General features: G+C 73.3%; 12 protein-coding genes. 9 read left to right on the top strand and 3 right to left on the bottom strand.

Annotated elements, in window-relative coordinates; genetic code table 11:
- The first annotated feature begins 248 nt into the window (after nt 1-248).
- The 3 genes from AAEM63_RS09940 to dusB all read left to right on the top strand — a co-directional run bounded on the left by AAEM63_RS09940 (nt 249) and on the right by dusB (nt 4,441).
- Complete coding sequence (locus tag AAEM63_RS09940; protein WP_341358112.1) at nt 249-1,634, top strand: glycine--tRNA ligase; 1,386 nt, start codon at nt 249-251, stop codon at nt 1,632-1,634.
- A 267-nt stretch (nt 1,635-1,901) separates the two neighbouring features.
- Nucleotides 1,902-3,128: a YibE/F family protein gene (locus AAEM63_RS09935; protein WP_341358111.1), complete on the top strand. Its 1,227-nt coding sequence runs from the start codon at nt 1,902-1,904 to the stop codon at nt 3,126-3,128.
- Nucleotides 3,129-3,181: 53 nt separating this feature from the next.
- On the top strand, nt 3,182-4,441 hold the full coding sequence (gene dusB / locus AAEM63_RS09930; protein WP_341361353.1) for a tRNA dihydrouridine synthase DusB: 1,260 nt from the start codon (nt 3,182-3,184) through the stop codon (nt 4,439-4,441).
- A 70-nt stretch (nt 4,442-4,511) separates the two neighbouring features.
- On the opposite strand, the gene AAEM63_RS09925 is transcribed toward dusB, so the two are convergent.
- Together AAEM63_RS09925 and AAEM63_RS09920 are read right to left on the bottom strand one after the other, a co-directional pair.
- Complete coding sequence (locus AAEM63_RS09925; RefSeq protein ID WP_341358110.1) at nt 4,512-6,299, bottom strand: glycoside hydrolase family 13 protein; 1,788 nt, start codon at nt 6,297-6,299, stop codon at nt 4,512-4,514.
- A 209-nt stretch (nt 6,300-6,508) separates the two neighbouring features.
- Nucleotides 6,509-7,540, bottom strand: a complete 1,032-nt coding sequence (locus AAEM63_RS09920; protein ID WP_341358109.1) for a LacI family DNA-binding transcriptional regulator — start codon at nt 7,538-7,540, stop codon at nt 6,509-6,511.
- A 195-nt stretch (nt 7,541-7,735) separates the two neighbouring features.
- Between AAEM63_RS09920 and AAEM63_RS09915 the strand changes: the two genes are divergently transcribed.
- The 4 genes from AAEM63_RS09915 (at nt 7,736) to AAEM63_RS09900 (ending at nt 13,195) form a co-directional block, all read left to right on the top strand.
- Entirely contained in the window at nt 7,736-8,998 is a 1,263-nt protein-coding gene (locus AAEM63_RS09915) for a maltose ABC transporter substrate-binding protein (RefSeq protein WP_341358108.1), read from the top strand.
- A gap of 102 nt (nt 8,999-9,100) precedes the next feature.
- On the top strand, nt 9,101-10,699 hold the full coding sequence (locus tag AAEM63_RS09910; protein WP_341358107.1) for an ABC transporter permease subunit: 1,599 nt from the start codon (nt 9,101-9,103) through the stop codon (nt 10,697-10,699).
- A gap of 1 nt (nt 10,700) precedes the next feature.
- On the top strand, nt 10,701-11,585 hold the full coding sequence (locus AAEM63_RS09905) for a sugar ABC transporter permease (RefSeq protein WP_341358106.1): 885 nt from the start codon (nt 10,701-10,703) through the stop codon (nt 11,583-11,585).
- On the top strand, nt 11,582-13,195 hold the full coding sequence (locus AAEM63_RS09900) for a glycoside hydrolase family 13 protein (RefSeq protein WP_341358105.1): 1,614 nt from the start codon (nt 11,582-11,584) through the stop codon (nt 13,193-13,195). Before AAEM63_RS09905 ends, AAEM63_RS09900 begins: the two co-directional genes overlap by 4 nt.
- 45 nt (nt 13,196-13,240) lie before the next feature.
- On the opposite strand, the gene AAEM63_RS09895 is transcribed toward AAEM63_RS09900, so the two are convergent.
- The gene (locus AAEM63_RS09895; RefSeq protein ID WP_341358104.1) at nt 13,241-14,536 is read right to left on the bottom strand and encodes a hypothetical protein; all 1,296 of its coding nucleotides are present in this window, start codon (nt 14,534-14,536) and stop codon (nt 13,241-13,243) included.
- 56 nt (nt 14,537-14,592) lie between these two features.
- Between AAEM63_RS09895 and AAEM63_RS09890 the strand changes: the two genes are divergently transcribed.
- Together AAEM63_RS09890 and dnaG are read left to right on the top strand one after the other, a co-directional pair.
- The gene (locus AAEM63_RS09890; RefSeq protein ID WP_341358103.1) at nt 14,593-15,882 is read left to right on the top strand and encodes a deoxyguanosinetriphosphate triphosphohydrolase; all 1,290 of its coding nucleotides are present in this window, start codon (nt 14,593-14,595) and stop codon (nt 15,880-15,882) included.
- Nucleotides 15,883-15,959: 77 nt separating this feature from the next.
- A complete protein-coding gene (gene dnaG, locus AAEM63_RS09885) occupies nt 15,960-18,092 on the top strand; it encodes a DNA primase (RefSeq protein ID WP_341358102.1) in 2,133 nt (710 codons plus the stop codon).
- Nucleotides 18,093-18,146 lie beyond the last annotated feature (54 nt).

Here is an 18,146-nt window from a genome sequence, read left to right as displayed (position 1 = left end):
AACGATCGTCAAACCTGATGGCTGTGGCGCGCACCACGGCCGGTGCGACGCACCGCTGTCCAGGCCGCAGGCATCGGCCCGCCGCGCGGCACGCGCCGGCTCCCGGCGCCGCACGCACCGGCCCCCGGGCTCCCGAGGACGGCATCCCCGCACGCCGGTCGGTAGGTTGGTCCCCGCAGCCGGTCACCGCCGGCTCCCGCCCGCGCCAGCCAGGTGCGGGTCCGTCTCGAGTACCGGAGTGATCACCCGTGGCAGCACCCTCGCGCCTGGACAACGTCATCAACCTCGCCAAGCGGCGCGGCTTCGTCTACCTCTCGGGGGAGATCTACGGCGGCACCCGCTCCGCCTGGGACTACGGGCCGCTCGGCGTCGAGCTCAAGGAGAACATCAAGCGCCAGTGGTGGCGGCACATGGTCACCTCCCGCGAGGACGTCGTGGGCATCGACTCCTCGGTCATCCTCCCGCGGCAGGTCTGGGTCGCCTCGGGCCACGTGGGCGTCTTCACCGACCCGCTCACCGAGTGCCTCAGCTGCCACAAGCGCTTCCGGGCCGACACCATGGCCGAGGAGTACGAGGAGAAGAAGGGCCACGCCCCGGAGAACGGCCTCGCCGACATCGCGTGCCCCAACTGCGGCACCCGCGGGCAGTGGACCGAGCCGCGCGACTTCAACATGATGCTCAAGACCTACCTCGGCCCGGTCGAGGACGAGTCCGGCCTGCACTACCTGCGGCCCGAGACCGCCCAGGGCATCTTCGTCAACTTCGCCAACGTCATGACCTCCGCCCGGAAGAAGCCGCCGTTCGGCATCGGCCAGGTGGGCAAGTCCTTCCGCAACGAGATCACGCCGGGCAACTTCATCTTCCGCACCCGTGAGTTCGAGCAGATGGAGATGGAGTTCTTCGTCGAGCCCGGCACGGACGAGGAGTGGCACCAGTACTGGATCGACAACCGCACCGCCTGGTACACCGACCTCGGCATCGACCCGGCGAACCTGCGCCACTACGAGCACCCGCAGGAGAAGCTCTCCCACTACTCCAAGCGCACGGTCGACATCGAGTACCGCTTCGGGTTCAGCGGCAGCGAGTGGGGCGAGCTCGAGGGCGTCGCCAACCGCACCGACTTCGACCTGTCCACCCACACCGAGCACTCCGGGCAGGACCTCAGCTACTTCGACCAGGCGAAGAACGAGCGCTGGGTCCCGTACGTCATCGAGCCGGCCGCGGGTCTGACCCGTTCCCTCATGGCGTTCCTCGCCGACGCCTACACCGAGGATGAGGCGCCGAACACCAAGGGCGGGGTGGACAAGCGCACCGTCCTGCGGCTCGACCCTCGCCTGTCCCCGGTCAAGGCCGCCGTCCTCCCGCTCTCGCGCAACGAGCAGCTCTCACCGGTGGCGAAGAACCTCGCCGCGGAGCTGCGCAGGTACTGGAACGTCGAGTTCGACGACGCCGGCGCGGTCGGCCGGCGGTACCGGCGCCAGGACGAGGTCGGGACGCCGTACTGCATCACGGTCGACTTCGACTCCCTCGAGGACCAGGCCGTCACCGTGCGCGAGCGCGACTCCATGAACCAGGAGCGCATCTCCCTCGACAAGGTGCGCGGCTACCTCGCCGAGCGTCTCGTCGGCTGCTGAGCGCCGGCGCCGGCGGCCCTGGGTCGCCGGCGCCACCGCTTGGGTCGGCCCGCGGGGAGCTCGTGCCCGCTCGGCGCCGCGTTCGCCGAGGTCGTGCCTGCGCGTCGAGCGAGGACCTCCTGGGGTGCTGACCGGTCCCGGTTCCCGCGAGCTCGACGCGAGGGTGCGCGCTCGGCGGCGCGGCCGCCGCGGGAGCGAACCCGCCAGGTTCCGCCGGGACGGCGTGGCCTGCGCGGTCCCCGCCTGTCGCGGGGCGAGCATGGGCAGGTGAGCCACCACCACTCCGGCGAGCTGCCGCTCAACCCCGCCGAGGCCCGACGGGTGCGGGCGATCCTCGCCGCGCTGGTCCTGCCCCTCCTCGTCGCGACCGTCGTCGGACTGGTCGCGCTGTGGCCGCGGGGCGAGACACCGATCGGTTCCGTGCCGCTCGCCGGCACCGGCATGACGATCGAGGCCGGTGAGGTCGTCGAGGTGCTCGGCGCCGACGGCGACGGCGGGCAGGTCCGTGTGGAGCTCTCCACCGGCACCGGCGCAGGCCAGGTGGTGCCGGTCCAGGTGCCGCCGGAGATCATGGCCAACGGGATGGGCGTCGGTGACGAGCTGCGCCTGATGTTCAGCCCGGACGCCATGGGCACCGGCAGCCCCTACGTCTTCTGGGACTTCGAGCGCTCCAGCCCGGTGTGGATCCTCGTCGCGATCTACGCCGCCGTCGTCCTCGCGGTCGCCCGCTGGCGTGGCCTCGCGGCCATGGCCGGGCTGGGCACCTCCCTCGCCGTCATCCTCCTGTTCGTCCTGCCGGCGCTCATGCTCGGCCACCCGCCGCTGCTCGTCGCGCTCGTGGGGTCCGGGGCGATGCTGTTCCTCTCGCTCTACCTGGCCCACGGCGTCTCCATCCGCACGACGACGGCGCTGCTCGGCACGTTCGTCGGCCTCGCCGTCACCGCCACCCTGGGGGTGTGGGGGACCGGGTCGGCCAACCTCACCGGCGCCGGGTCGGACCAGTCGCTCATCCTCGCCGCGCAGTTCCCCCACCTCTCCCTCGCCGACCTGCTCCTGTGCGGCATCGTCATCGCCGGCCTCGGTGCCCTCAACGACGTCACCATCACCCAGGCCTCCGCGGTCTGGGAGCTGCACGCCGCCAACCCGGCGCTGCCGAGGCGGCGGCTGTTCGGCCAGGGGATGCGCATCGGCCGGGACCACATCGCCTCGACCGTCTACACCCTGGCGTTCGCGTACGTCGGCACCGCCCTGCCGGTCCTCATGGTCGCCTCGCTCATGGACCGTGCGCTGCTCGACACCCTCATGGCCGGGGAGATCGCCGAGGAGATCGTGCGCACCCTCGTCTCCTCCGTGGGCCTCGTCCTCGCGATCCCCGTGACGACGGCCATCGCCGCCCTGCTCGTCAGCCGGGCGCCCGCCCGCGACCGGCACCGTGACGGCGAGATCGGCCCGGTTCGCCCCTCCCCGGCCCCGCCGGTGACAATGGCTCGGTGAGCGACCTCCAGATCGGTGCCGTCACCCTCGGCACGCCCGTCGTGCTGGCCCCCATGGCCGGGGTGACGAACCCGCCCTTCCGACGGCTGTGCCGCGAGTCCGGCGTTGCCGGCCTCACCGCCGCCGGCGCGACCTCTGTCCCGCCCGGCGCCAGCTCGCTCCCGTCCGGCCATGGTGAAGGTGCCGCCGCGCCGGCTGCCGCGCCCGCCGGCGCGCCGGCGGCCGTGCCGGCAGCTGCCGGCCCGTCCGGCCCGTTCGCGCCCGCCGGGCTCTACGTGACCGAGATGATCACCTCGCGCGCCCTGGTCGAGCGCACGCCCGAGACGATGCGGATGATCACCCCCGACCCGGAGGAGCCGGTGCGCTCGGTCCAGCTCTACGGCGTCGACCCCGCGACGATCGGCGCGGCGGTGCGCATCCTCGTCGCCGAGGACCGCGCCGACCACGTCGACCTCAACTTCGGCTGCCCGGTGCCCAAGGTCACCCGCAAGGGCGGCGGGTCGGCGCTGCCGTGGAAGCGCGACCTCTTCGACGCCATCGTCACCGAGGCCGTCGCCGCCGCCCGGGAGGCGTCGGCCGGGCGGGACCACGAGGTACCGGTGACGGTGAAGATGCGGATGGGCATCGACGACGACCACCTCACCTACCTCGACGCCGGCCGGCTGGCCGAGCGCGCGGGCGTGGCCGCCGTCGCCCTGCACGCCCGCACCGCCGCGCAGCACTACTCGGGCAAGGCCCGGTGGGAGGCCGTCGCGCGGCTCAAGGACGCGGTGACGAGCGTGCCGGTGCTCGGCAACGGCGACATCTGGTCGGCCGAGGACGCGGCCGAGATGATGGCCAGCACCGGCTGCGACGGCGTCGTCGTGGGGCGTGGGTGCCAGGGCCGGCCCTGGCTGTTCACGGACCTCGTCGCCGCCGCGCACGGGTCGGACCTGCGGGTCCGGCCGGGGCTGCGGGAGGTGGCCGGCACGGTCCGGCGCCACGCCGAGCTCATGGTGGAGCACTTCGGCGAGGAGGACCGGGCCCTGCGCGAGATGCGCAAGCACATGGCGTGGTACCTCAAGGGCTACGTCGTCGGCGGGGAGGCCCGGCACGACCTCGGGCTCGTCTCCTCCCTCGCCGAGCTCGACGAGCGGCTCGCCGCCCTCGACCTCGACCAGGCCTACCCCGGGGAGAGCGCCGAGGGGCCGCGCGGGCGGGCCGGCAGCCCCAAGGCCCCGCACCTGCCCGACGGCTGGCTGGACTCGCAGGACATGGACGCCGACCTGCTGGCGATGATCAGTCAGGCCGAGCTCTCCGTCTCGGGCGGCTGAGCAGCGGCGCCCCGCCCGGCCGCCGCCCCCGCCCGGCCCGGAGGCCGGGCGGGGCCACGTCAGCCTTCGGTCAGCTGCGCCGCGCCCACACCGTGGTGTCGGCCGGCACGGTGGTCGCCTCGCCGCCGGCACCCTCGCCGAGCGGACCGCTGGCCACGAGCACGCTCCACCCGGCCGGCAGGGCGACGTCCGTGTCGCCGAGGTTCGTCAGGACGAGGACCTCGGCCGCGCCCGTGGTGACGAACGCGACGACGTCGGGGCTCGTCGCGTGCCCGGCGCTCCACGACATCGACCCCAGCCCCAGCCCGAGCTCCGCGCGCAGGCGCAGCGTCTCGCGGTACAGCTCGAGGGTCGAGCCGGGCCGGCCGCTCTGGGTGTCGGCAGCCAGGTCGGCCCACTCGGAAGGCTGCGGCAGCCAGGTGCGGCCGGTGGGGGAGAAGCCGAACCCGGGCGCGTCCTGCTCCCAGGGCAGCGGCACCCGGCACCCGTCGCGGCCGCGCTCGGCCCCGCCGGTGCGGAAGAACGCCGGGTCCTGACGCGTCTCGTCCGGCAGCTCGGTGTGCTCGGGCAGCCCCAGCTCCTCGCCCTGGTAGAGGTACGCCGAGCCCGGGAGCCCCAGCATGAGCAGCGTGGCGGCGCGGGCCCGGCGAAGACCGAGCTCGGCGTCGGGCTGCGGGTCCGTGGCGCCGATGCCGTTGGGGCCCTTGCCGGTACGGGCCAGGCCCAGCCGGGAGGCGTGCCGGACGACGTCGTGGTTCGACAGGACCCAGGTCGTCGGCGCCCCGACGGCGTCGTTGGCCCGGTAGGAACGGGCGATGACGTCGCGCAGCTCGGGGGCGTGCCAGGGGGAGACGAGGAAGGCGAAGTTGAAGGCCTGGTGCATCTCGTCGGCGCGGACGTACCGCGCGAGGCGCTCGACGGGGTCCACCCACGCCTCCGCCACCAGCACCCGGTCGCCCGGGTACTCCGCGAGAACCCGGTGCCAGTCGCGGTAGATCTCGTGCACCCCCTCCTGGTCGAACATCGGCGGGTGGGCGTGGTGACCCTCGGGGGAGCGGACCGCGGGCGGCTCGGGATCGGTGTCACCCGCGTCCTCGGCGCCCTCGACCATGCTCACGTGCCCCGCCCAGTCGGGCAGGCCGGCGGCCTTGACCAGGCCGTGCGCGACGTCGACGCGGAAGCCGTCGACGCCGCGGTCGAGCCAGAAGCGCAGGACGTCCTCGAGCTCGGCCCGGACCTCGGGGTTCTCCCAGTCCAGGTCGGGCTGCTTGGAGTCGAACAGGTGGAGGTACCACTGCCCGTCCTCGGCCCAGGCGCTGCCCGGGGCGTCGGCGCGGTCGCGCACCCGGGTCCACGCGGGGCCGCCGAAGACGGACTCCCAGTTGTTCGGGGGCTCCTCACCGGTCTCGCCGTTGCCCTCGCGGAAGATGTAGCGAGCCCGTTCGGGGCTGCCGGGACCGGCGGCGAGCGCCGCGGCGAACCACTCGTGCTCGTCCGAGGTGTGGTTCGGCACGAGGTCGACGATGACGCGCAGGCCGAGGTCGTGCGCCCGGGCGAGGAGGGCGTCGGCGTCGGCGAGGGTGCCGAACAGCGGGTCGACGTCGCGGTAGTCGGCGACGTCGTAGCCGGCGTCCGCCTGCGGGGAGCGGTAGAAGGGCGAGAGCCACACGGCGTCCACGCCGAGCGCCGCCAGGTGGTCCAGCCGTGCGGTGATGCCGGGCAGGTCGCCGATGCCGTCACCGTCACCGTCGGCGAAGGAGCGGGGGTAGACCTGGTAGATGACCGCCTCGCGCCACCAGGTGGCACGTCCCTCGGTGGGGGTGTGGACGGTCAGCTCGGCACGGGTGAGGGTGGACATCGATCTCCTGGGTCGGTGCTGGGGTGCTGGGGTGCTGGGGTGCTGGGGTGCTGGGGTGCTGGGGTGCTGGGGTGCTGGGGTGCTGGGGCGAGGCGTGACCCGCCGTCGCCGACCGACCATCCTGACGCCGTCGGCGCGCGGAGGCCAGCCGGGCCGGCCGCACGCCCCCTCGGCTGATGGCGGAAGGTGCCCGGAACGCGGTCGACGGGCTAGATCGCCAGCCCCACGACGTTGCCCGGCGCGGCCGCGGTCGAGCCGCGGACGATGAGCTCGGGCACGAACACCAGTTCCGTGCGAGGAACCCTCGAACCACCGATCTCGGCGACGAGCGTGGTGACGGCGGCCTGGCACATGGCCTCGACCGGCTGACGGATGGTCGTCAGCGGCGGGTCCGTGAACGGGATCAGCGCCGAGTCGTCGTACCCGATGACGGAGAGGTCCTCGGGCACCCGCAGGCCCCGGGCACGGGCGGCCCGCACGACGCCGAGCGCCATGAGGTCGGACCCGCAGATGATCGCGGTGCACCCGAGGTCGATGAGCGATGTGCCCGCGCTGAGGCCCCCCTCGACGGTGAACAGGGTGCTGACGATCGCCGGGTCGGACACGTCGAGGTAGTTCCGCATGGCCTCGACGAAGCCGTCGCGCTTGCGGCGGGCCGGGACGAACCGGTCCGGGCCGATGGCCAGGCCGATGGTGCGGTGGCCCTGGGAGACGAGGTGGCGCACCGCCAGGTCCATGCTGCCGCGGTCGTCGGTGGAGAAGGCCGGGGCGTCGATCTCGGGGTTGTGGCCGTTGATGAGGGCGATCGGGACGCCACGCTCCTGCAGTCGCTGGTAGCGGGCCGGGTCGGCGTGGGTGTCGGCGTGCAGGCCCGAGACGAAGATGATGCCGTCGACCTCGTGCTCGAGGAGCATGTCGACGTACTGGTCCTCCGTGATGCCGCCGGGGGACTGCGTGCACAGCAGCGGCGTGTAGCCCGTGGTGGCGAGCATGGTCTCGATCGACTGCGCGAACGCGGGGAAGACGGGGTTGCTCAGCTCGGGCACCACCAGACCGACGAGCCCGTTCGACCGTGATCGCAGCTTCTCGGGCCGCTCGTAGCCGAGCATGTCGAGCGCGGCGAGGACCGCCCGGCGGGTCTCGCCCGCCACGCCGGGTTTGCCGTTGAGGACCCGAGAGACCGTCGCCGTGCTGACGCCGGCCTGCTCGGCGACGTCGGTAAGCCTGGTGCGCCCTTGCATGGCCACTGACCCACTCCTGGTTCCTGCGTGCAACCCTGCACGGCTGTCATGAAACTGTTGCCTGAAAGTTACTGCAAGTTGTTGCAGTCTGGCTACCGACATGCCTACTCTCTTTCACATCGGGCTCCCCGCGGTGCTGGCACCGCAGGGCGACCGGGAGAGAAACCCATCCAACAACTGTTACAGGAGATGACGATGCGACGGAGCATCACCCTTGCGGCCGCGGTCGGCATGACCATGGCGCTTGCCGCGTGCGGCGGGGGCGGCGACGCCACCGACGACGAGACCACCGCAGCCCCCGCGGCTGAGGGGACGACCGAGGCCGGCACCGAGGCGCCGGAGCTCACCGGCACCCTGACGATCTGGGCCGACGAGACCCGGATCGACCTCGTCGAGGAGATCGGCACCCAGTACGCCGAGCAGAGCGGCGTCGAGATCGAGGTCGTGCAGAAGGCCTCGGCCGACATCGGCAACGAGTTCATCACCACCGTGCCGACCGGCGAGGGCCCGGACATCATCGTCTCGGCCCACGACGGCCTGGGCGGCTGGGTCACCAACGGCGTCGTCGGCACCGTCGACCTCGGTGAGAAGGCCGACCTCTTCTCCGAGTCGGCCCTCAACGCCGTGACCTACGACGGCCAGGTCTACGGCGTGCCGTACGCCATCGAGAACATCGCGCTCGTCCGCAACAACGAGATCCTCTCCGAGACGCCCGAGACCTGGGACGAGATGATCGCCGCGGCCCAGGAGACCGGCTCGGAGTACCCGATCGTCATCCAGCAGGACCCGACCAGCAGCGACCCGTACCACCTGTACCCGCTGCAGACCTCCTTCGGCGCCCCCGTCTTCGTCAGCGACGGCGGGTCCTACACCGCCGAGCTCGGCATGGCGGGCCCCGAGGGCCAGGCGTTCGCCGAGTTCCTCGCGGCGCAGGGCGAGGCGGGCATCCTCGACACGAACATCTCCGCGGACGTCGCCAAGGAGGCGTTCCTCGCCGGCGAGACGCCCTACATCATCACCGGCCCCTGGTACACCACCGAGTTCACCGAGGCCGGGCTGGACATCTCCGTCCTGCCGGTGCCGAGCGCCGGCGGTGAGGAGGCCCAGCCGTTCGTGGGCGTCCAGGGCTTCTTCCCGAACATCAACTCCGAGAACGCCCTCCTCGTCAACGACTTCCTCGTCAACTTCGTCGCGACCCCCGAGGTCCAGACCGAGCTGTACAACATCGGCGGCCGTGTGCCGGCGATGACCGAGGCCGCCGAGGCGCTCGAGGACCCGATCCTCGCGGGCTTCAACGAGGCCGGCGCGACCGGCGCCCCCATGCCCGCGCTGCCCGAGATGGCTGCCGTCTGGGAGTGGTGGGGCGGCGCCGAGGTCGACATCATCAACGGCACGGTGCCCCCGGTGGAGCGCTGGGACACGATGATCGGCAACCTCCAGTCCGAGATCGCCGGCTGATCCGCTGAGACACAGGTGCGGCCCCGGACCCGTCCGGGGCCGCACCTCCACGCCACGACCCGACGTCGCGCGCTCACCGCTGAGCGCGGAGGGAGCACCCAGATGACCAGCCCAGAGATCACCGAGGCGCCGCAGGAGCGCTCTCCCTCCAGACGCCGGACCGACTCGCACGCGCGCAGCTTCGGCCCCGGCTTCCTCGTCAAGCTCGTGCTCGTCGCCCTCGTCGACGCGCTCGGGGTGTACGGGATCCTCGCCGCCGCGGCCGTCGAGCACTGGGGCATCGTCGGCTTCCTGGTCCTCGCCCTGGTCGTCGTGAACTGGGTCTACTTCTCCCGGCGGATGATCCCGGCGAAGTACCTCGTGCCGGGCCTGTTCTTCCTGCTCGTCTACCAGGTGTTCGTCATGGCGTACACCGGCTACGTCTCCTTCACCAACTACGGGGACGGGCACAACTCCACCAAGGCCGACGCGGTCAGCGCGATCCTGCTGCAGAACGACCGCCGCGTCGAGGGCGCACCGACCCTGCCCCTCGCCGTCGTGCGGGACGGCGAGGAGCTCGGCTTCGCGGTCGTCCAGGAGGACGGCGACGTCGTCGCCGGCACCGCCGAGCAGCCGCTCGAGGTGGTCGAGGACGCCCAGGTCGAGGGCGGGCGCATCGTCGAGCTCCCCGGCTGGGAGGTGCTCCCGTTCGCCGAGGTCGCGCAGCAGCAGCAGGCCGTCACCAACCTGCGGGTGCCGATCGCCGAGGACCCCAACGAGGGCTCCATCCGCACCCAGAACGGCACCAGCGGGTTCGTCTCGCGCAGCTTCTACAGCTACGACGAGGCCGCGGACACGATGACGAACACCGACGACGGCACGGTCTACCGCCCGAACGAGGAGGGCAGCTTCGTCAGCGAGGACGGCACCGCGCTGACGCCCGGCTGGCGCGTCGCGGTCGGCTTCGACAACTACCTCGAGATGGTCACCGGCGACCGCCTCGCGGGCCCGTTCTTCCAGATCTTCGTCTGGACGTTCGTCTTCGCCGGGCTGTCCGTGGCGACGACGTTCGCCCTGGGCCTCTTCCTCGCGATCGTGTTCAACGACCCGCGCGTCAAGGGCCGGCGCTTCTACCGGTCCATGCTCATCCTCCCGTACGCCTTCCCCGGCTTCCTCGCCGCGCTGGTGTGGCGCGGGATGCTCAACGAGCGCTTCGGCTTCATCAACGACGTCATCCTCGGCGGGGCGGGCGTGCAGTGGCTCACCGACCCGTGGCTGGCCAAGCTCTCGATCATCGGGGTGAACCTCTGGCTGGGGTTCCCCTACATGTTCCTCGTGGCCACCGGTGCCCTGCAGTCCCTGCCCGGCGACGTCATGGAGTCGGCCAAGATGGACGGCGCGGGCCCGCTGCGGATCTTCCGCTCGATCACGCTGCCGTTGCTGCTGGTGGCGACCGCGCCGCTGCTCATCGCCTCGTTCGCGTTCAACTTCAACAACTTCTCGCTCATCTTCATGCTCACCGGCGGCGGGCCGAACTTCCCCGACTCCCCGGTCCAGGTGGGCGCCACCGACATCCTCATCACCCTGGTCTACGCGACGGCCTTCGAGGGCGGCGCCCGGGACTACGGCCTCGCCTCGGCGATGGCGATCGTCATCTTCCTGGTCGTCGGGGTCATCTCCTGGCTCGGCTTCCGTCGCACCCGCACGCTCGAGGAGATCTGAGATGGCCCAGACGACGACGGTCTACAACGACGGTAGGCCCCGCGGACGCCGCTGGTGGCGCGAGATCGGCTGGCGGCACGTCGTCGGCGTCGTCGCGATCGCCTACTGCCTGCTGCCGCTGCTGTACATCCTGTCGACCTCCTTCAACCCCGGGGGGAGCCTGACGGGATCCAACGACCTCTTCCGCACCATCTCGTGGGAGAACTACGCCGACCTCGGGGACAGCGACTTCGCCACGTGGGCGCTGAACTCGCTCATCGTCTCGGGCGTGACGGCGATCGGCACCGTCCTCATGGGCTCGGCGGCCGCCTACGCGTTCTCGCGGTTCCGCTTCGCCGGCCGGCGTGGCGGCCTCACCGCGCTGCTGCTGGTGCAGATGTTCCCGCAGACCCTGGCGTTCGTCGCGATCTTCCTGCTGCTGCTGAGCATCGGCGAGATCTTCCCCGTCCTCGGCCTCAACAGCCGCCTGTCCCTCATCGCCGTCTACCTCGGCGGTGCGCTGGGCACCAACGCGTTCCTCATGTACGGGTTCTTCAACACCATCCCCAAGGAGCTCGACGAGGCCGCCAAGATCGACGGGGCCTCCCACGCCCAGATCTTCTTCACGATCATCCTCCGGCTGGTCGCGCCGATCCTCGCGGTGGTCGGGCTGCTGTCCTTCATCGCCTCCTACGGCGACTTCGTCATCGCGCGGGTCGTCCTGCAGAGCACGGACAACTTCACCCTCGCCGTGGGGCTGTACCAGTGGGCGTCGGACGAGCGCAACGCCCCGTGGGGCCTGTTCGCGGCCGCTGCGGTGGTGGCCTCGATCCCGATCATCCTGCTGTTCCAGTTCCTCCAGCGCTACATCGTCGCCGGGCTCACCGCGGGGTCCGTCAAGGGATGAGCCCGTGGTGGCGTGACGCGGTCGTCTACCAGGTCTACCCGCGCAGCTTCGCCGACGCCGACGGCGACGGCGTGGGTGACCTCGCCGGGGTGCGGCGCCGGCTCGCGCACGTGCGCGAGCTCGGCGCGGACGCCGTCTGGCTGACCCCCTGGTACCCCTCCGACGGTGCCGACGGCGGCTACGACGTCGCCGACTACCGCGCCATCGACCCCGAGCTCGGGAGCCTCGACGACGCCGAGGTCCTGATCGCCGAGGCGTCGGCGCACGGCCTGCGCACCATCATCGACGTCGTCCCCAACCACATCGCCACCTCCCACCCGTGGTTCCGCGCGGCCGTCGCGAGCGGGCCGGGCAGCCGCGAGCGGGAGCGGTTCATCTTCCGCCCCGGTCTCGGGGCGGACGGTGCCCAGCCCCCCAACGGCTGGCAGTCCGCCTTCGGCGGGCCGGCGTGGACGCGCGTGGTCGAGCCCGACGGCCGGCCCGGCGAGTGGTACCTGCACCTGTTCACCCCCCAGCAGGCGGACCTGAACTGGCGCGACGACGACGTCCGGTCCGAGTTCGAGGACGTCCTGCGGTTCTGGCTGAGCCGCGGGGTCGCCGGTATCCGCATCGACTCCGCCACGATGATCTCCAAGGACCCGGCGCTGCCGCCGGTGCCCGACCTGCCCGGGCCGGGGGAGCACCCGTACGTCGACCGGGACGACGTCCACGAAGTCTACCGGTCCTGGCGCTCGGTGGTCGACGCCCAGCCGGGCGACGAGCGGGTGCTCGTCGGGGAGGTCTGGCTCGGCGACGGCGAGCGGCTCGCCGCCTACCTGCGCCCGGGCGAGCTGCACACCGCCTTCAACTTCGACCTCATGGCCCAGCCCTGGGACGCCGCCGCCCTGCGAGCCCCGATCATCGCGACCCTGGCGAGCCACGCCGGCGTCGGGGCCCCGCCGACCTGGGTGCTCTCCAACCACGACGTCACCCGGCCCGTCACCCGGTACGGACGCGCGGACTCGGGGTTCGACCCGGGCGGCCGGCGCGCGGGCGTGCCCACCGACCTCCGGCTGGGCACGCGGCGCGCCCGCGCCGCAGCCCTGCTCGTGGCGGCTCTGCCCGGGTCGCTGTACGTCTACCAGGGTGACGAGCTCGGCCTGCCGGAGGTCGAGGACCTCACCCCGGCACAGCGCCGCGACCCCATCTTCGTCCAGACCGGGGGCACCGACCCCGGCCGGGACGGCTGCCGCGTCCCGCTGCCCTGGTCGGGCGACACCCCGCCCTACGGGTTCTCACCCGACGGCGGTGCCACCTGGCTGCCGCAGCCGGGGGACTGGGCGGCGCTGACGGTCGAGGCGCAGTCGGCCGATCCCGCCTCGATGCTCACCCTCTACCGGGACGTCCTGCGGCTGCGGCGCGAGCAGCTGCGCGGACGCGGCGAGGCGTTGCGGTGGCTCGACGTCGCCGACGGGGTGCTCGCGTTCGAGCGCGAGGGCGGGCTGTGCTGCGCGGTGAACCTCTCGGGCGACGCGGTCGAGCTGCCCGCCGGCGAGGTGCTCCTCGCGAGCGAGCCCCTCAGCGGTGCGGCGCTGCCGCCCGACGCCGCCGCCTGGTGGCGCGCGGGCTGACGCCGCGCCGCGTCACGCGCGGCCTGCGCCGCGCCGGGATGCGGCTCAGGCCAGCGAGAACCACACCGTGGTGTCCCGGGGGACAACCACGTCGCCGTCGATCGGGGGGCCCAGCGAGCTCGACGCGTGGAGGAGCTCGCGGTCGGCCGGGACCCGCACGGCCTCCTCCCCGAGGTTGGTCACCACGAGCACCGAGCGGTTGACCAGGACGAGCGCCTCGCGCCCGTCCTTCTCGTCCACCCAGGCCAGGTGCCCGGTGCCGAGGCGCAGCTCGTGCCGCAGCCGGAGCGCGAGCCGGAAGTTCTCGAACGCGCTGCCCAGCGCGCCACGCTGCTCCCTCGCGACCCGGGCGACGGTGGCGGTGCTGAACTCGACCGGGTGCTCGTCGCGCACCGTCACCCCCGTCGCGTCGCCCTGACGCAGGTACGCCACCCCCGGCAGGGCCAGGGTGAGGAGGGTGAGGGCGCGCAACCGGCGCTCCCTCGTGTCCTCGTCGGTCCGGGCCCACACCCGTCGGCCGCGGGCCGGCCCGACGCCCGTCGTCGTCCAGCCGGCCGGGACGCCGACGACGTCGCGGACCGCGTAGGAGTCGGTGATCGTGGACCGGAGCGGCTCGGCCGACCAGTCGGTGACGGCGAGACGGTCGTCGCGGGTGACGTGCAGCCAGTCCTCCTGGAGGTGGGCGAGCAGCGACGCCGGGTCGGTGGCGCTCGCCGCGCCGGTGAGGACGGCGTCGTCGGAGCGCTCGGCCAGCAGGGCGTGCAGCGCCCCGAGGTCGAGCCCCTCGTGCCGGTGGGCGCCGTCGGGGGACGACGCCTGGGCGACCACCATGTCGATGCCGTCGACGCCGCAGTCCAGCCACGCGGCGCACCGGGCCAGGTGCCACGCGGCCGGGTCCGCGGTGCCGGCCGGGGCGTCGTGACCGGCCAGGCCGACGACCATCCGCAGCCCGCGCTGATGGGTGCGGCGCACGAGGTCGTCCACCACCGGGGCGGCCGCCGGGTCGGTGGGGTCGAGCTCGGGCACCCGGACCTGCAGGACGTCGGCGCCGAGCCGGGCCAGGTGGGAGATCTCCGCGCTGATGGTGCGCGCCCCGGCCACGTCGAGCCGCCCGGGGACCTGGTAGACGACAGCGGCCTCCCACCAGGCCGCCGGGCCCCTCGCGCCGCGGTGGACCAGGGTGGTCACGGTGAGGTCACCGAGCCGGCCGGTCCCGCCGGGTCCGTCCGCCGGCGGTGCGGCGTCGGGCGTCGCGCCCGGTGCGTCCGTGTCGGCGGGCCGGTCCGCGTCGGCGGGCGCGTCGGGCGTTCGGACGGGGGAGGGCTCGACGGCGGGGCTCACGCGGCCATTGTGGCCCACATCGCAGCGGGGCACACCCGATCACGTAGGCTCCAGGCGTGCCCGACGCCCCGCTCGTCCCCGCCGACGACGCGTACACCGACCGCGACCGGGAGCGCTGGTCGCAGGAGCAGGCCAAGAGCCCGCGCCGCACGGCCTTCGAGCGGGACCGCGCGCGGGTCCTGCACTCCTCCGCCCTGCGCCGCCTGGGTGCCAAGACCCAGGTGCTCGGACCCAGCAGCGACGACTTCGTGCGCACCCGCCTGACCCACTCCCTCGAGGTCGCCCAGGTCGGTCGGGAGCTGGGCAAGGCGCTGGGGTGCGACCCCGACGTCGTCGACACCGCATGCCTCTCCCACGACCTCGGCCACCCGCCCTTCGGCCACAACGGGGAGCGGGCCCTGCACGAGGTGGCCCGGGGGATCGGCGGGTTCGAGGGCAACGCCCAGACCCTCCGGCTGCTCTCCCGGCTCGAGCCCAAGGTGTTCACGGCCGAGGGTGCGGGCGTGGGGCTCAACCTCACGCGGGCCAGCCTCGACGCCGCCACGAAGTACCCGTGGCTGCCGGGCCGGGGCCCGGTCCGGGTGGACGGCACCACCACCGCCAAGTTCGGCGTGTACCCCGAGGACCTGCCCGTCTTCACCTGGTTGCGGGAGGGTGCGCCCGAGCTCCGGCGCTGCCTCGAGGCCCAGGTCATGGACCTCGCCGACGACATCTCCTACTCCGTGCACGACGTGGAGGACGCCATCGTCGGCGGGCGCGTGGAGATGGACGTGCTGCGCCGCGAGGGCGAGCAGGCCCGTGTCGTGGCCCAGGTCCGCGACTGGTACGACCCGCCGGTCTCCGACGACGAGCTGGGCGCGGCGCTCGAGCGGCTCCTCGCCGACCCCGTGTGGGTGAGCTCGTACGACGGCTCCCGGCGTGACCTCGCGCGGCTGAAGGACATGACCAGCCAGCTCATCGGCCGGTTCTGCGGAGCGGCCGAGGACGCCACACGGGCGCGCTACGGCGGCGGACGCCTCACGCGCTACGCCGCCGACCTCGTGGTCCCGGACCCCACGCTCGCCGAGATCCTCGTCCTCAAGGGTGTCGCGGCGCTGTACGTCATGGCCCCGCGCGAGCTCGAGCCGCTGTACCTGGCCCAGCGGACCATCGTGTTCGACCTCGTCGACGCCCTGGCCTCGGGCGGGGAGCGGCACCTCGAGCCGCCGTTCGCGGCCGACCACCGCGAGGCCGGTGACGACGCCGGCCGGCTGCGCGCCGTCGTCGACCAGGTGGCCTCCCTCACCGATCCCTCGGCGCAGCAGTGGCACGCGCGCCTGTGCGGGATGCTCTCCGAGGTGTACTGACGCTCCACAGGTGGAGGTCGTGCGACCCCGTCCCGAGCGGCGGTGGGCGACCGCGCCCGGCCACCTAGACTGACGCCATGCCAGGGCTCATCCGTCGCGAGGACATCGCCACCGTCCGCGAACGGGCCCGCATCGAGGAGATCGTCGGCACCTACGTCACGCTCCGGCCGGCCGGCGTCGGCTCGATGAAGGGGTTGTGCCCGTTCCACGACGAGCGCACCCCGTCCTTCCACGTCCGGCCCCAGCTGGGCCTGTGGCACTGCTTCGGCTGCGACGAGGGCGGGGACGTCATCTCCTTCGTCCAGAAGATCGACCACCTGCCCTTCAGCGAGGCGGTCGAGCACCTGGCCGGCAAGGTCGGCGTCCAGCTGCGCTACGAGGACGGCGGGACGGGCCGGCCCCGTGAGGAGCACGGCCGCCGTCAGCGCCTGGTCGACGCCCACCGCGTGGCGGAGGAGTTCTTCGCCGGCCAGCTCGACACCCCCGGGGCGGAGCAGGCGCGGCAGTTCCTCGCCGAGCGCGGGTTCGACCGGGCCGCCGCGGCGACCTTCGGCGTCGGGTACGCCCCGCAGGGGTGGGACCACCTCATGCGACACCTGCGCGGGCGGGGGTTCACCGAGGCCGAGCTCACCGCGTCGGGCCTCGTCTCCCAGGGCAACCGGGGGATCTACGACCGCTTCCGCGGCCGGCTCGTCTGGCCCATCCGGGACATCACCGGCGACACCGTGGGTTTCGGGGCCCGGCGCCTGTTCGAGGACGACCAGGGGCCCAAGTACCTCAACACCCCCGAGACCCCCATCTACAAGAAGTCCCACGTCCTCTACGGCCTCGACCTGGCCAAGCGGGCGATCGCCAAGGAGCGACGCGTCGTCGTCGTCGAGGGCTACACCGACGTCATGGCCGCTCACCTCGCCGGCGTCGGCACCGCCGTGGCGACCTGCGGCACGGCGTTCGGCACCGACCACATCCGCATCGTGCGACGCCTCCTGGGCGACTCGGCCGACTCGGCCTCCGGGGTGATCTTCTCCTCCGGCGCCACCCACGGCGGGGAGGTCATCTTCACCTTCGACGGCGACGCCGCCGGGCAGAAGGCCGCCCTGCGGGCGTTCGACGAGGACCAGCGGTTCGCGACCCAGACCTTCGTCGCCGTCGGGCCGGACGGGCTCGACCCGTGCGACCTGCGCCTCCAGCGCGGCGACGAGGCCGTGCGGGAGCTCGTCAGCACCAGACAGCCGCTCTTCGCCTTCGCGATCCGTTCCGTCCTGGCCCAGCTCGACCTGGCGACGGCGGAGGGCCGGGTCGCCGCCCTGCGTGCGGCCGCGCCCGTGGTGGCGAGCATCCGCGACCGGGCGCTGCGGGCGGAGTACGCCCGCGAGCTCGCCGGGTGGCTCGGCATGGACGAGATGAGCGTGCGCCGCGCGGTGCAGGCGGCCGAGCGGGCGCCGCGCCCGGCTGCTCCCGGTGGGGGAGCGGTCAGCGGGGGCCGCGACGGCGGGGGCCGGGACGGCGACGGCTCGCGCGGGCAGTGGCGGCCCGACGGCGGCGCTGGTCGCCGCGGCGACGGCGGAGGGCGTTACGACGGCGGCGGCGGCACCGGTGGTGGCGTCGCCCGCCAGGAGGCGGGCGACGCACGCGGCGACGCGAACCGGTGGGCCGGGTCGAACGGGCAGGGCCGCCAGGGTGGTGGCGAGCGCCGGATGCGTGAGGACCCGGTGGCCCGGCTCGAGCGTGAGGTGCTCGAGGTGGTCCTTCAGCTGCCCCAGCACGCCCTCGGGGCCGGCTTCGACGACCTTGCGCCGGACACGTTCACCGTGCCGGCCTACCGCGGTGTCCACGACGCCATCCGGGCGGCGGGTGGCACGCGCGCCTACGGCGAGCGCGTCGAGCAGGTCGCGGCCGCCGGCGGCGGTGACGCGGCGCGTCAGGCGGCCGGGTGGTGGGCGGAGGAGGTGCGCGAGAACGCGGCCGGCCCGGTGGCCGGGGTGCTCACCGAGCTCGCGGTGGCGCCGCTGCCCGAGGACCGGCCCGACGCCCTCGGCGGCTACGCGCAGGGCGTGCTGACCGCGCTCATGCGGATGGGCCTCACCCGGGAGATCGCCGACGTCAAGGGGCGGCTGCAGCGCACCGATCCGGGCGACCCCGCCTACGCGGCCACGTTCGGCGAGCTCATGACGCTGGAGAACCGGCGTCGCGCGCTGCGCACGGAGTAGCCGGCTCCGCCGGTTCTCCGAGGTCTTCCGGCGGCCGGCGCGGTACCGTCGTCA

Origin of the sequence: Georgenia sp. M64 (assembly GCF_038049925.1) — a bacterium.
In the GTDB taxonomy this organism is placed as follows: Bacteria; Actinomycetota; Actinomycetes; order Actinomycetales; family Actinomycetaceae; genus Georgenia.
Note: the sequence above shows the minus strand (reverse complement) of the source record. Positions and strands in the feature narration are given on the sequence as shown.